We start from the raw sequence: 13,988 nt of genomic DNA on the forward strand, positions 1-13,988 counted from the left end.
CCTAGCGCGGCAGGCGTAGCGTGACAGCGGCGTCCTGTGCGTTGCGCCCTATCACCAGCGGCACGGCATCGCTGCCCGGCACGCTGCGCAGGATATAGGGGCTGGGCTCGATCGTGGCGGTCGCGCTTTCGCCCGGCGCCAGGTGCAGCTTGGCAAAGCCGACCAGGGCATAGGGGCTTTGCGCCAGATAGGCCTGGATCACCTCGCTGCCGGCGCGGGTGCCGGTGTTGGTCACCTCCACCACGATCCGGCCATCGGCGACGCGGGCCTCGCCCAGGGCAAAGCTGGTATAGCCCATGCCGGCACCAAGCGGAAACAGCGCGGCCTTGCCCTGCGCCTTGAAGCCGCGATAGCCAACCAGCAACCCGTCATCATAGCGCAGGTCACCCCCGTCATCAGGCGTCAGGCCATAGGCGGGATAATCGGCCTCTTGCGCCGCCAGGGTCATCGGCAGGCGGCCACCGGGTTCGCGCGTGCCGATCAGCACGTCGGCCAGGGCCTTGCCGAAGTTCTGCCCCGGATACCAGGCCACCAGCAACGCGGCGGCATCCGTGGCAAAGCTGGCGTCAAACGCGTGGCCGACGTTGACAACGATCGCCGTGCGCGGATTGGCCGCGCGCACGGCCTGGGCCAGGTGCAACTGCGCCGGATCGAGCCGGGTATCGCTGCGGTCCTTGCTTTCCACGCTGGCATCGGCGGTTTCGCCCAGCATCAGCACCACGGCATCGGCCTGGGCTGCCGCGGCAATGGCGCGGGCGAGCATGGCATCGGGCGTATCGGGCGCCCGCACGCCATACCATAGGCCTTGCACGCGGGCCGGGGCGTAACGCAGTTCCACTTCGACCAGCACGCGCTGCCCGGCGCGGAGCGTCACCACGCCTTCGTCGGCATCGCCGGCCTTGAGCACGCCCATGATGTCGGACGCCGCCGGCTGGACATCGCGGCGGATGATTTCGACGCCATCGACCTTGAGCACCACTGGGCCGGTTGCCCCGGCATAGAAGCGATGCGCGCCATCGCCAGACGCGACATACCAGCCGCTGGCACGCACGGCGCCGGTCTCGTTGAAGCGACCCTGATCGTGCACGCCATGGAACCACACCAGCGAATTGGTCGCCCGCGTCTCACGCGAAAGTGGCGGCGCCGTCAGATCGTGTCCGGCGAAGTATTCCACGGTCAGGCCGGTCGTGCAGCCATCACCGAGGTCCAGCGCCGGGGTCACCGGCATGGCGGGAAGGCGTGGCTGGGGGTCGACGCCCGGTTCGTGGACGATCGCCATGTGCTGACCCAGCGTGGCGGTGATCGCTTCGAGCGGCGTGAGCGCATCCGGGGTCACGGCGATGCGGGCAAAGGTGCCGCCCTGATAGCACGGCGCCGTGGCATTGGGGCCGATCACCGCCAGCGTGCGGATCGTCGGCGCGAGCGGCAGCAGGCCATCGTTGCGCAGCAGCACGAAGCCTGCCGCCGCGCCGGCGGTGAGCAGTTCCTCGCTATCGAGCGTGGCGGGTGTCTTGGCGCCGCCAAAACGCTGGTTGAAGCGGATCACCCGTTCGGCGGCGTCCTGCACACGGTCTGCACTGACCAGGCCTTGGGCCACGGCATCTTCCGCCTTGGCGCCCAGGAAGCGGGCGGGGCCGGGCATTTCCAGGTCCAGCCCGGCGTTGAGCGTGGCAGCGGTGGAATGCGTGGCGAAGAAATCGCTCATCAGCACGCCGCCATAGGCCCATTCATCGCGCACGATGGTCAGCGGGCCCGAAGCCTCGGCACACCAATCGCCGTTGACGTGGTTGTAGGCGGTCATGATGCCGCCGCAGCCGGCGGTGCAGGCCATTTCGAATGGCAGCAGATAGACCTGGCGCAGCGTGGCATCGTCCACCACGCAGTTCATCGTGTCGCGCTGGGTCTCGCTGTCGTTGCAGACAAAGTGCTTGGCCACGGCAGCGGTGCCGGTGGACTGGATGCCCCGCACCCAGGCCGCGCCGCACAGCCCGGTAAGCAGCGGATCTTCCGAATAGTATTCGAACGCCCGCCCGGCGAGCGGGCTGCGCGCCATGTTGACGTTGGGTGCAAGCAGCGCATCGACACCCATGGTGATGGCATCGTTGCCCACCAGCGCGCCCATCTGCGCCACGAGATCGAGATCCCAGCTGGCGCCCTGCGCCACCGGGGCGGGGGTGAGCACGGAAACGTCGCGTTCGTCCACCCGGCCGCTGGCCACGCCCATCGGGCCATCGGCCAGCATCAGGCTGCGGGCGTTGCGTTCGGGAACGGCGCCGGTGGTCCACATCGTGGCGCCGGCCGTGAGGCGGGCGGCGTCGGCAAGGGAAAGCGTCATGCGGCACCTTTGGCAAATTGCATGATCTGACGGGCCTGCATGGCAACAGCTGCGGCGATTTCGGGATCAGCCAGGCTGCCATCGGCGGCGAATGGTTTTTGCGCCACGGTGTTGACGGCAATGCCCAATGGGGTGGGCCAGCCGCGCATGGCATGGGTAATGCCGCGCAGCGCGGCCAGGGTCACGCCAGTGGCCTGCCAGCCGGCGGCGCTCACCACCAGCCCGACCGGGCGGCCATCGAAATAGGGGCGTGCGTCGCGCGCCAAGTCTTCGAGCAGGTCGATCGCGTTCTTGACCAGGCCCGATACCCCGCCGTGATAGCCGGGTGAACCGATCACCACCGCGTCGGCATCACGCACGGCATCGACCAGGGCGCGCTCGCCCGTGGTGCGTTCGGTGCTTTCCGGGTTGAAATGGGGCAGGGCCTTCAAGGCGCTGCCACCGAACATCTGCGTCTGGGCGCCCATGCTTGCGCACGCGTCCAGCACCGCCGCCACCAGGCGTTCGGTGCTGGAGCCATCGCGCAGGGTTCCGCCGATCCCCACGATCTTCATGGCGTTCACGCTCCCTTGAGGGCCGGGATGACCTTGCTGCCCATCAGGTCAAGCGTCTGCTTGCCCAGGCGCAGGCGCTCGGCGGTCAGCGGCCCGGTGGTGGTGCCGCACAGCACGTTGCCGATGCCCAGTTCGGCATAGGGGCGCAGATGCTCGATCACCGTTTCGGGCGAGCCATAGAGACACCATGTGCCGATCCAGTCGTCGGTCAGCGCGTTGGGGGTGCGGTCGGTCTTGGTATTGGCTTCATCGTTTTCGGCGCGGGCGTTGAATTCGGCCTCGCGCTCGATCGCGTCCTGGTAGGAACGCAGGATCACCATGAGTTCCTCGCGCGCCTGCTCGTCGGTCTCGGCCACGTGCACCGCCTGATAGGTGTGCGTCGTCCACGACAGCGCATCCTTGACCACGTCATCGCTGTGACCGGCTTCCAGCAGCAGGCCCTTGTAGATGTCGAAGTACTTTTTCACATGCGTGAACGGTTCGGTGCCGCCGATCTTGGGCGGGGTGAACGCGGGGATGAAGGCCGGCCAGCCATGGCGGGCGGCGCGTCGGGCACTGCTTTCCTTCATCGCCACCGGCATCAGCCGGGCATGCTGTTCGCCATAGGGCGAGGGCGTGATGCGTTGCAGCACGCGGCCCTGGTAGGGCCCGTTGTCGATCCGCACCGCAGGATCATCCATGCGCTTGGCCCACAGCTCCTCGGCCACGGCAAGATTGGCTTCGGCGAGCGGGCCGGCGTCCTTGTAGTTGACGTTGAAGCCGATCATTTCCTCGGGCGTGGTGCCCGAACCGACGCCGACCAGCAGCTTGCCCTTGGTGAGATGATCGAGCACGTTGACGCGCTCGGTAAAGCGCACGGGATGGTGCAGCGGCACCGAGACCACCGAAAAGCCAAAGTGCATCTGCGGCAGGCGCGCGGCGAGATAGCCGGCCAGGATGAAGCTGTCGCTCGCCACCGGCATATAGCCGTTGAAGTGGTGGTCGGGCATGAAGATCGCCTCGAACCCGTTGGCGGCGGCCTGTTCGGCGTGGTCGATCAGGTCGGTGATCAACCGGCCATCCTCGGCCGGGCTCATCGAACGGGCATTCAGGAACACGGAAAAACGCATGATCTCTCCCCAAGAAGTCGGCGCAGCCGGCGTGGACTTTCGGAACACGCCCGTGCCCCCCGATCGCGCTGCGGCTGATGCTATTTAGAATTAGAACTATTATTATTGTTTGTCTAGCCGCATTTCCGGGCGGCGCGGGGTGCGCCGGCGCCGCGTTTGCCTGCCTGGCGATTAAAACATCGGATGAGGGTTGGCGGCCTTTTCGGGGATGGGCTGGATCACGTCCCAGTGCTCGACGATCTTTCCATCTTTCAGGCGATAGAAATCGGCAACGGCCGCGCCGCGCGCTGCCGGGTCGGGCTTAACGAAGATGTGGATCGCCGCCAGATCGCCATCGACCACGATGTGGCGGATCGAAAAGCTGTGCCCGGGGTCGGAAAACATCGGTGTGAGCGCCGCGATGGCCGCCTCGCGCCCATCGCCAAGCCCGGGATTGTGCTGGATATAATCCGGCGCGACATAGGCTTCGAACGCGGTGCGTACTTGCCGCAGGGTATAGAAGCGGCGGGCAAAGTCAGTGATGATCGCCCGGTTGCGGGCGGTTTCGCGCGCAGCAGCGGTGGTCGTGGCGATGTGGTGCGGCGCTGTGGGCTTGGCGTTAACGGCATGCGATGCTGCCATCGCACCGGTGAACAGGGCCAGGGCCAGCGCAGATTTGATGGCAGCATGCATGGCGTCGTTATCCTTTCAGGCCGTTTGCACCGTCTTTTCGTCGGTGTTGAAGGCGGGGAAGGGCAGGTAGGACACGCGCAGCTTTTGACGCAGCGCGAGGGTGTGTTCGCCCGCCGGCAAGCCGCCGGGATGGTTGACGATGATCGTGGCCGGCGTGCCGAATGCCCAGCGCCGGTCATAGGCGGTTTCCATGGCATCCAGCGTGATCGGGCCCTGGCCCTCATCGAACTGCACCGCTTCACGCGGCAGTTCCACGCCATCGAGCGTGATCGCCAGTTCTTCGATCATCGACAGGGTCAGGCCGCGGTAATAGCCCAGCTTGGCCTCGAACGCGAAGCCGGTCGGCGCCTCCGCCGGGCCGATGTTGCGCACCGTGGCGGCATCGATCAGGTACTTGTCGAACATCACACGGTCTCCTTGGCGCCGAATGCGGCTTCTGCCTGGTCGATCAGGCGCTCGAACATCACATGCTGGCGGCGCACCTGCTCGCGGCTGTCCACCGGGTGCACGTCCTGGATCCAGCGATTGCCTTCGTATTCGCTCGACAGGGTTCCTTCCCAGCCGCACTTGACGAGTTCGGGGATGACCTCGTCATAGGCGATCGACGGGTCGGTGCAGTCCTCGTCCATTTCATAGAACTTGGCCTGGATGTGCCGGAAATAGGGGGCGTAATTGCCGATCCGCTTGGGGTTGGCATAGGGCGCGTGGCGCAGGGTCTCGGCCATGGCCACCTCGGCCTTGTTGCCGCCCATCTTCACGGCCACTTCGTAGATCGTGTATTCGGCCATGATCTTGGCCTCGTGGCTGTCCACGATGAACTGCGTCACCTCGGGCCGCGCGCCTTGGCGTTCAAAGCGCGCGCGGAAGGCCGGCGGATAATGCTTCATGAAGATGCCCATATCGGGCAGGATGCCCAGGTGACGGGTGCCCAGGCGGTCTGCTTCGTCGATCGTGCGCAGGATCCAGGCATGTTCGAGATGCCACGGCGCGTGCACTTCCACGCCCAGGTGCACGTCATACTGCTCGGCATAGGGCACGCAGGCCGCCAGGATATCGGGCCGCACGAACACCAGCACGCGCATGTTGCGAATGCCCAGCCGGTTGGCCAGCTTGATGTCGCGCACGATGCTTTCCACCTGCTCGGCATCGCTCATCGGGCGATCCTTGCGCAGCTTGGTATCGAGGAACATGTCATAGCAGGTGAAATGCGCGCCATGGCGGGCCAGCATGTCCTGCCAGCGCGCCACGTCGGCATCGCTCAGGTTGGGGAATTCGGGCATGTTCTGCTCGGGCAGGATTTCGATGCCCTTGGCGCCGATCGAACTGCCAAACGCGATGCAGTCCTCCACGCTCATGGTGCCCAGGAAGAGCTCTTCCTGAAACGAGTAGAGGCTGACGCCCCGTTGGATCTTGGACATGGCTTTCATGGCTCCGTCAGGAGGGGCGGCAGCGACGGGCTGCACGCTGGGAAAGGAAACGGGATGGAACTGGCGCGGCCGGCGCGAGGCCCGCGCGCTGGCGGCTGCGGGACACTGCCGGCGCCGTTGTGGCCGGCCCGGTGGCGTGGCGCGGAACGAAGGCGGTGGTGATCATGGCTCTCCCCAGCGGCGGGCAGGCGCCACGCCATAATTAGAACTTTAGTTCTTATTGATCTTCGTATCGCTTTCCCCGGCCGCTCTGTCAAGATGTGGTTTTTTATGGATCAAACTGTTGGAAAATAACGGTAAAATGCCGCGCGGTTGATCTGCGTCAAACCATCTTGACCGGAAATTCCATCCGCCATAATAAGAACCAGCATTTTGATTTTATAAATGGCGAGTCACGATCTCGCTATGCTCAAAAGGGGAGGACGTCGGATGAACCGCCTGATCGCGGCACTGTTGATCGGTGCCAGCATGCCCACGATTGCCACGGTTGCGCACGCGCAGGATGGCGCCGCGCCGCAAGATGCTGCCAGCAGCACGGGCGGCAATAATGATGGCCTTGCTGAAATCGTCGTCACGGCCAACCGCACCGAGAGCTCGGCGCAGAAGACTGCTGTGGCCTTGACCGTCTATACCGGTGCGGATCTGGCCCAGAAGGGCATCAGCAACGTGCAGTCGCTCGCCACGGTCGATCCCAGCGTCAATCTCAGCACCAGCTCGGGTTCGGCCTATGTCGCCGTGCGCGGCATCGCGTCGACCGACGTGACCGAAATCGGCGATCCTTCCGTGCCGATCGCGCGCGACGGGTTCTATACCAACCGCTCGTTCTCCATCGGCACCTCGATGTACGACATCGCCCGCATCGAAGTGCTCAAGGGCCCGCAGGGCACGCTCAACGGCCGTAACTCCACCGGTGGCCTGATCTCGCTGATCACCAACCGGCCCAGCGACACCGCGGGCGCCTATGGCTCGTTCGAGGTTGGCAACTATCGCGCGCTCAACGTGGAAGCCGGCGGCAACGTGCCGCTGACCGACACGCTGGCCGTGCGCTTCTCGGGCATCCATCGCCAGCACGACGGCTATCGCCACCTCACCGGCATCAACCTGGACGGGGATGATGAAAATACCTCGTCCGGCCGCGTACAGCTGCAGTGGAAGCCGACCGACAACGTCAAGCTCTGGGCGTCGTACCAGCATGACGACATCCGCAACGTGGGCGACGTGGCGATGGTTGCGGCGCTGGGCACACGCCCCGATTTCGGCGACGCGCGCAGCTTTCCCAACCAGGCGCTCACGTCTAACCGGGTAAAGGGCGATCGTATCCGCTGGGAAGGCACCGTGGCCAACTTTGCCGGTGACCTGACGCTGACCTATGCTGGCGGATGGGACAAGCAGACCTGGGCGCACAAGCTCGATGCCACGGGCCCGGCCTATCCGGCGATCCGCAATTTCATCCAGCACGAGGCACCCACCACCTGGAACCATGAAGTGCGCCTGTCCAACGGGTCGAACAACCCGCTGTTCTTCCAGGTTGGCCTGTTCCACTTCCAGGAAACCAACACGATCAATTCCGGGATCTATAACCTGGCGATGACCGGCCCTTATGCGCCCGGCGGCCCGCTGTCGTTCCTGGATTTTTCCAACACCTACGGCATCCACTTCGATTACAACGTCAAGACCAAGTCTGACGCGGTGTTCGGCCAGATCGCCTACAAGCTGGGCGATCAGTGGAAGCTCACCGTCGGCGGGCGCTATACCCGCGATGAAAAGGTGCGCACCGGCGGCGCCACGCTCAATTATCCGGCGCTGGCTTTCCCGGAATGGGGCTTTGTCTTCCCCTTCACCAAGGGTTTCACCGATGGTGCGGGCCGCATGACCAAGTCGCAGCCGACCTGGCACGTGGGCCTGGACTATACCCCCGCCAGCAATTCGCTCGTCTATGCCAAGTATGATCGCGGCTACAAGTCGGGCGGGTTCAACTCCAACGGTTCGGCAGCCTCGATCCCCTATGGCCCCGAAACCCTCGACGCGTTCGAAGTGGGCACCAAGAACCGCTTCATGGGCAACCGCCTGCAGCTCAACGCCTCGGCGTTCTACTTCAACTATCGCGGTTACCAGGCTTCGCAGACGGCAGACTCGCTCAATGGCGCGGCCGGCACGTTCAACGTCGGTACGGCCAAGATCTATGGCGCCGAAGCGCAGGCCGTGGCCCTGTTCGGCCAAGGCGGGCGGATCGACCTCAACGCCGCGTGGCTGCACACCCGGTTTGGCGACAACATCACCGTCAACGATGGTGGTGGCACGCCGCAGAGCATCGGTGGCCACCAGCTGCCCAACGCGCCCAAGCTGTCTGTCTCGGGCGGCATCGAATATGCCATCCCGGCTTTCGGTGGCACGCTGACCCCGCGCGCCGATGCCAAGTACAGCTCCTCGTTCTACTACTCGGTGTTCAACACCTACGACACGCAGTCGCGTCCTTATGTGACCGGCAACCTGTCGCTGCAGTATGCTCCCGAGGGGGCGCGCTGGACGCTCCAGGCGTTCGTGCGCAACGTGGGTGACAAGGTCGTGCTCGCCTACGCGGCGCAGAACTTCAACTCGCGCCTCAATACCTATCAGTTCCAGCCGCCGCGCACCTATGGCGTGCGCTTCGGCTTCAAGATCTGATCGCCACACAACGGAAAAAGGCCAGCCCGGCGCATGCCGGGCTGGCCTTCCAGGTGCCGGGCCGGGACAGCGGCCCGGCACCATTTGTTTAAGCAGGCGCGCTGGAGATCAGCGCAGGTCGAGCACCACGACCGACTTGGCGGGCAGCGTGACGCTGAGCACGCCGTTCTGGATCGTTGCCGCGCTGAACGGCATCGGGTGCACGGTATCGGGCGCAGCAAAGGTATTGTGCGCATCGATCGCAGCGCCGGTCAGCACCTGGCCGCTCGCGCTGGCGGCGGCGATGCCATCCAGCTTGATCGTCACCGTATTGGCCTGGGATGGATCGCGGTTGGACAGGGCCACGTGCACCACGCCAGCCTTGTCGCGCACGGCAGAGCCGCTCACCGCCGGCATCGTGAACTGGTCCTTGGCATACCATGGCGTGACGATGTCGATCGGCAGCACGGTGGCATCCTGCCACGGGCGGTACATCATGAAGACATGATAGGTGGGCGTCAGCACCATCTTCTTGCCGTCGGTCAGGATCATGGCCTGCAGCACGTTGACCATCTGCGCGATCGCCGAAAGCCGCACGCGATCGGCATAGTGGGCAAAGATGTCCAGCGTGGTCGAGGCGATCAGCGCATCGCGCAGGCTGTTCTGCTGACGCAGGAAGCCGGGGTGCGTGCCGGCATCCTGGGCATACCAGGCGCCCCATTCGTCCACTGCCAGGAACACGCGCTTTTGCGGATCATACTTGTCCATGATCGCCGTGTGCCGGGCGAGCAGATCGTCGATCCGGCGCGCCCCTGCGAGGGCATCGGCCCAGTCGTGCTCGTCAAAACCAACCGGCTGCGCCTTGGGCGGCCAGGTGCCACGGCCAGGCACGGTATAATAATGCAGTGACAGACCATCGACCTGGTCGCGGGCCCCGCGCATCATGGTTTCGGTCCAGTTGGTGTCATCCGCATTGGCGCCAGAGGCCACGCGCAGGATCTGCGTGCCGGCCACAGGCTTGATGAACGCGGAATAGCGGCGCGTTTCGTCCACCGCGTATTCGGCGCGCATGTTGCCGCCACAACCCCACAACTCGTTGCCGATACCGAAATAGGGCAGGGCCCAAGGCTGCTTGTGGCCATTGCGGGCGCGCTCGTCGGCCAAGCTGCCGGCTGGCGCGGTGACATATTCGATCCATTCGGCCATTTCGCGCGGGGTGCCGTTGCCCACGTTGCCCGAGATATAGGCCTCCGCCCCGATCTGGCGGAGCAGTTCGAAGTATTCGTGCGTGCCCACGCTGTTGGGCTCGGTCACGCCGCCCCAGTTGGTATTGACCTTGACCGGGCGCTTGGCCTGCGGGCCGATCCCTTCGCGCCAGTGATATTCATCGGCAAAGCAGCCGCCCGGCCAGCGCACCATCGGCACCTTGAGATCACGCAGCGCGCCGACCACGTCGTTGCGAAAGCCGTTGGTGTTGGGGATGGACTTGTCGTTGCCTACCCACAGCCCGCCATAGATGCCGTTGCCGAGATGCTCGGCAAACTGGGTGAAGATATGCCGGTCATAGGTCGGGCCGGGCTTGTCAGCGTGCAGCGTGGCGGTGGTGGGCGTGCCCCCGGTATCGGCCAGCGCCGGCGTGGCCAGGGCAGTGGCGGCGAGCAGCGCGGCGGCGGCGGAACGAAGCATCTTGATCATGCGAGGGCGCGTCCTTGTTTGCGAAGGGGGCGGGATCAATCGAAAAAGGCGTCTGTCACCAGCCGTTTGCCGCGCAAGAATGCATCGGCCACCAGGGTAAGGGGGCGGGTGTCGACATCGCTTTGCCCCTGCGCGACGAGATCGGCAAAGCGGGCATAGAGGCCAGGATATTCGTGGTCGTCGTGGCGCAGGGTTTCGCCCGGCAGGGTCAGGACCGCACCGCCGTTGGCAAGGCGCAGCGTGCCATCGGCGGTCTCCACCACGATGTCCCAGCTCTGCGGGCCGGTCTGGCGCCAATCGAGATCCATGTGGATGGCCGTGCCGCGAGAATCGCGGAAATGCAGGTCTGCCGCAATCGGGGCAGCGCGGTTTTCCGGTACTTCCAGCGTGGCTTCGGCCAGGAAGAACGGATCAGGCAGGATGTGGGTGATGATCGAGAGCGCATTGATCCCCGGATCGAACACGCCCAGGCCGCCTGGCTCCCAGATCCACGCCTGGCCCGGATGCCACACGCGCACATCCTCGCGCCAGATCACCTTGACGCCGGTGATCTGCCGGTCGGCGAGCCAGGCGCGCGCCGACGCCACCCCTGCGGCATAGCGCGAATGCCACGAGGCAAACAGCGTGGTGCCGGCCTTGGCGGCATGGGCCACAAGCGCATCGACTTCGGCCAGGGTGGCGCCCGGCGGCTTTTCCAGGAACACGTGCAGGCCCTTGTCCAGCGCCAGCGCCGCCAGATCATAGCGCGCCTGCGGCGGAGTGCAGAGCGCCACGGCATCGATCGCCACATCGCTATCGACCAAAGCCTGAAGCGTGTGGAAATGCGGCACGCCGTCGACGCCGCTGTCGCTGCGGCTGACCGTTGCGGCCAGGGTAAAGGCCGGGTTGCCGGCAATCGCGGGCAGGTGCTGGTCATGGGCGATCTTGCCCATGCCGACCACGGCAATGCGGATCGGGCCCATGGTTTAGAGCGCCTTGACTGCGAACGGCACGGGGCCGGCCGCTGCGCGCGCCAGCGGATTGTGCAACGGCAGGGCAAAGGGCGCAGCCGCGATTTCAAAGGCGTCCCCTTCCTGCGTCTTGATCCCGTCGCTGAATGAAAGCGTGGCCGTGCCGAAGAAGTGCACGTGAATGTCGCCAGGCCGGCGGAACAGCCCGTATTTGAAGTGATGGTGTTCCAGGTTGGCCAGGCTGTGCGACATGTTGTCTTCGCCCGAAAGGAACGGCTTTTCCCACAGCGTGGCGCCATCGCGCAGCACGCGGCTGGTGCCGCGAACGTCGGCGGGCGGGTTGCCCAGCAGCAGTTCGGCGCCCAGCGCGGCCTGGCGCAGCTTGGAATGGGCCAGCCACAGATAGTTGTGGCGCTCGGTCACATGGTCGGAAAACTCGTTGGCCAGTGCCAGCCCCAGGCGCCAGGGCGTGCCATCGGCACCGATCAGATAGATCCCGGCCAGTTCCGGTTCCTCGCCGCCATCCTTGGCAAATGCCGGCATCGTCAGCGGCTGGCCCGGGCCGACCAGCTGCGTGCCATCGCCCTTGTAGAACCATTCCGGTTGTTGCCCTTCGCTGCCAGCGGCGGGCTTGCCACCCTCCAGCCCTTCCAGGAACATGCGCATGGAATCGGTCTGCTTTTCGGCCTGCGCGGCATCGCGGTGCATCTTGTCGCGCCCTTCGGCTGAACCAAGATGGGTAAGCCCGGTGCCAGTCAACCAGACGCGCGCGGTGTCATCATGGTCGATCGCGGGCAGCAGCGTGCCGGCGGCGAGCTCGGCGGCGATGTCCACCGCCTGGCTGCCGGCTCGGGCGGCAGCGGCATCGGCCAGGCTGTGCCCGGCGGCGATCGCCGCCTGGGCCAGCTCGCGCACCGTCGCGGGGCTGTCGAGGAACACGGCGCTGTCATCGGTGGCCAGGATCACGCGACGCGTGCCATCGGCGCTGCGATGCTGAAGAAGGCGGGTTGCCATGGAAGAGGATCTTTCGCGAGAGAAGGGGATCAGAGCGTGAGCGTGCCGTCGATCAGGCGCGGCGCGCCATCGCCGCGTACGGCATCGGTCAGTTCGGCTGGCAACACCGCCTGGCTCAGGTTCTGGTAGCTGACCGGGCGCAGGAAGCGATCGATCGCCAGGCTGCCGACCGAGGTGGTGCGCGGATCGGACGTGGCCGGGAACGGCCCACCGTGCACCATGGCATGGCACACTTCGACGCCGGTGGGCCAGCCATTGGCCAGGATGCGGCCAACCTTGCGTTCCAGGATTGGCAGCAGCTCGCTTGCCAATGCCTCGTCAGCAGCGTCCATGTGCAGGGTGGCGGTCAGCTGGCCTTCCAAGCCCTTGAGCACCGTGGCCAGTTCCGCCGCATCGGCGCAGGTCACCACGATCGAACTGGCGCCGAACACTTCGTGGCCGAGCGCCTTGTCGGCCAGGAAGGCCTGGGCCGTGGTGACGAACAGCGCGGCCTGGCCACAGGGGCCTTCGCCCATTGGGCCGGTCGCCACGGCTTCCACGCCGGGGGCCGTGACCAGCGCCTTGACCCCGGCTTCATAGGCAGCGTGGATGCCGCTGGTCAGCATGGTCTGCGGCTGGGCCTGGCCCACGCCCTCGCGCGCGGCGGCCAGGAAGGCGTCGAGGCCCTCGCCGGCGATCGCCAGGACCAGGCCGGGGTTGGTGCAGAACTGCCCGGCGCCCATGGTGAGCGAGGCGACGAACGCCTGGCCGAGCGCCGCGCCGCGTGCAGCGAGCGCTGCCGGCATCAGCACGACCGGGTTGATGCTCGACATTTCGGCATAGACCGGGATCGGCACCTCGCGCTGTTGCGCAATGCGGGCCAGCGCCAGGCCGCCCCCGCGCGATCCGGTAAAACCGACAGCGGCCATGCGCGGATCGGCCACCAGCGCTGCGCCCAGTTCGTTGCCGGGGCCAACGAGATGGCCGAACACGCCCTCGGGCAGGCCGCATGCGGCCACCGCGCGGGCAATCGCGCCCGCGATCAGCGCGCCGGTGTCGGGATGGGCCGGGTGGCCCTTGACGACCACCGGGCACCCCGCCGCAAGCGCCGAGGCGGTATCACCCCCGGCGGTAGAGAACGCCAAGGGGAAGTTGGACGCACCGAACACCGCCACCGGGCCAAGCGGGATCATCCGCAGACGCAGATCGGGGCGGGGCAGGGGCTGGCGATCGGGCAGGGCCGGGTCGATGCGCAACTGCTGCCATGCGCCTGCACGCACCACGCCGGCAAACAGGCGTAACTGGCCCACCGTGCGGCCGCGCTCGCCCTCCAGCCGCGCGCGCGGCAACCCGCTTTCGCGCATGGCGGCCACGATCAAGGGATCGCCGATGGCAAGGATTTCCTCGGCGATGGTTTCGAGGAAGCGGGCACGCGCTTCGCGGCTCGTGGCGCGATAGATGTCGAACGCCGCCTCGGCCGCGGCACACAGCCGGGCCACATCGTCAAGGCCGTGCACCGTCAGGGCGGGCCCATGGGGCTGCCCGGTGTGGGCGTCGGTCGAGCGGAATTCGGTCATCGGATTCTCCCTATTTACTCCGACATATTCCGC

General features: G+C 65.9%; 11 protein-coding genes. 1 reads left to right on the top strand and 10 read right to left on the bottom strand.

The genetic code is table 11. From position 1 onward, the window contains the following. Position 1: 1 nt before the first annotated feature. The 6 genes from IP65_RS12540 to IP65_RS12565 form a co-directional block, all read right to left on the bottom strand. Positions 2-2,335: a glycoside hydrolase family 3 C-terminal domain-containing protein gene (locus tag IP65_RS12540; protein WP_054131956.1), complete on the bottom strand. Its 2,334-nt coding sequence runs from the start codon at positions 2,333-2,335 to the stop codon at positions 2-4. Next, on the bottom strand, positions 2,332-2,889 hold the full coding sequence (locus IP65_RS12545; RefSeq protein WP_022677868.1) for an NADPH-dependent FMN reductase: 558 nt from the start codon (positions 2,887-2,889) through the stop codon (positions 2,332-2,334). The genes IP65_RS12540 and IP65_RS12545 overlap by 4 nt, the downstream gene beginning before the upstream one ends. Positions 2,890-2,894: 5 nt before the next feature. After that, positions 2,895-3,998, bottom strand: a complete 1,104-nt coding sequence (locus IP65_RS12550) for an LLM class flavin-dependent oxidoreductase (protein ID WP_022677869.1) — start codon at positions 3,996-3,998, stop codon at positions 2,895-2,897. 171 nt (positions 3,999-4,169) lie between these two features. Further along, on the bottom strand, positions 4,170-4,670 hold the full coding sequence (locus IP65_RS12555) for a nuclear transport factor 2 family protein (RefSeq protein ID WP_022677870.1): 501 nt from the start codon (positions 4,668-4,670) through the stop codon (positions 4,170-4,172). 15 nt (positions 4,671-4,685) lie between these two features. Then, positions 4,686-5,075 carry a DUF6379 domain-containing protein gene (locus IP65_RS12560; RefSeq protein ID WP_022677871.1) on the bottom strand — a complete coding sequence of 130 codons (390 nt, stop codon included), beginning with the start codon at positions 5,073-5,075 and terminating at the stop codon, positions 4,686-4,688. Beyond that, on the bottom strand, positions 5,075-6,088 hold the full coding sequence (locus tag IP65_RS12565; protein WP_043610597.1) for a sugar phosphate isomerase/epimerase: 1,014 nt from the start codon (positions 6,086-6,088) through the stop codon (positions 5,075-5,077). The genes IP65_RS12560 and IP65_RS12565 overlap by 1 nt, the downstream gene beginning before the upstream one ends. 438 nt (positions 6,089-6,526) lie before the next feature. Here IP65_RS12565 and IP65_RS12570 point away from each other — a divergent pair, with 438 nt between their 5' ends. Further along, a complete protein-coding gene (locus tag IP65_RS12570; protein WP_022677873.1) occupies positions 6,527-8,761 on the top strand; it encodes a TonB-dependent receptor in 2,235 nt (744 codons plus the stop codon). Positions 8,762-8,869: 108 nt separating this feature from the next. Here IP65_RS12570 and IP65_RS12575 read toward each other — a convergent pair whose 3' ends face one another. Genes IP65_RS12575 through IP65_RS12590 form a run of 4 tightly spaced genes read right to left on the bottom strand, consistent with a single transcriptional unit; the run spans position 8,870 to position 13,955 of the window. Beyond that, on the bottom strand, positions 8,870-10,435 hold the full coding sequence (locus IP65_RS12575; protein ID WP_022677874.1) for an alpha-N-arabinofuranosidase: 1,566 nt from the start codon (positions 10,433-10,435) through the stop codon (positions 8,870-8,872). Between the two features lie 35 nt (positions 10,436-10,470). After that, positions 10,471-11,397, bottom strand: a complete 927-nt coding sequence (locus IP65_RS12580; RefSeq protein WP_022677875.1) for a Gfo/Idh/MocA family protein — start codon at positions 11,395-11,397, stop codon at positions 10,471-10,473. Between the two features lie 3 nt (positions 11,398-11,400). Further along, positions 11,401-12,399, bottom strand: coding sequence for an AraD1 family protein (gene araD1, locus IP65_RS12585; RefSeq protein WP_022677876.1), 999 nt, complete (start codon positions 12,397-12,399; stop codon positions 11,401-11,403). 29 nt (positions 12,400-12,428) lie between these two features. Further along, complete coding sequence (locus IP65_RS12590; RefSeq protein ID WP_082350120.1) at positions 12,429-13,955, bottom strand: aldehyde dehydrogenase (NADP(+)); 1,527 nt, start codon at positions 13,953-13,955, stop codon at positions 12,429-12,431. Between the last annotated feature and the right edge of the window lie 33 nt (positions 13,956-13,988).

Source organism: Novosphingobium sp. AAP1 (assembly GCF_001295765.1).
In the GTDB taxonomy this organism is placed as follows: domain Bacteria; phylum Pseudomonadota; class Alphaproteobacteria; order Sphingomonadales; family Sphingomonadaceae; genus Novosphingobium; species Novosphingobium capsulatum.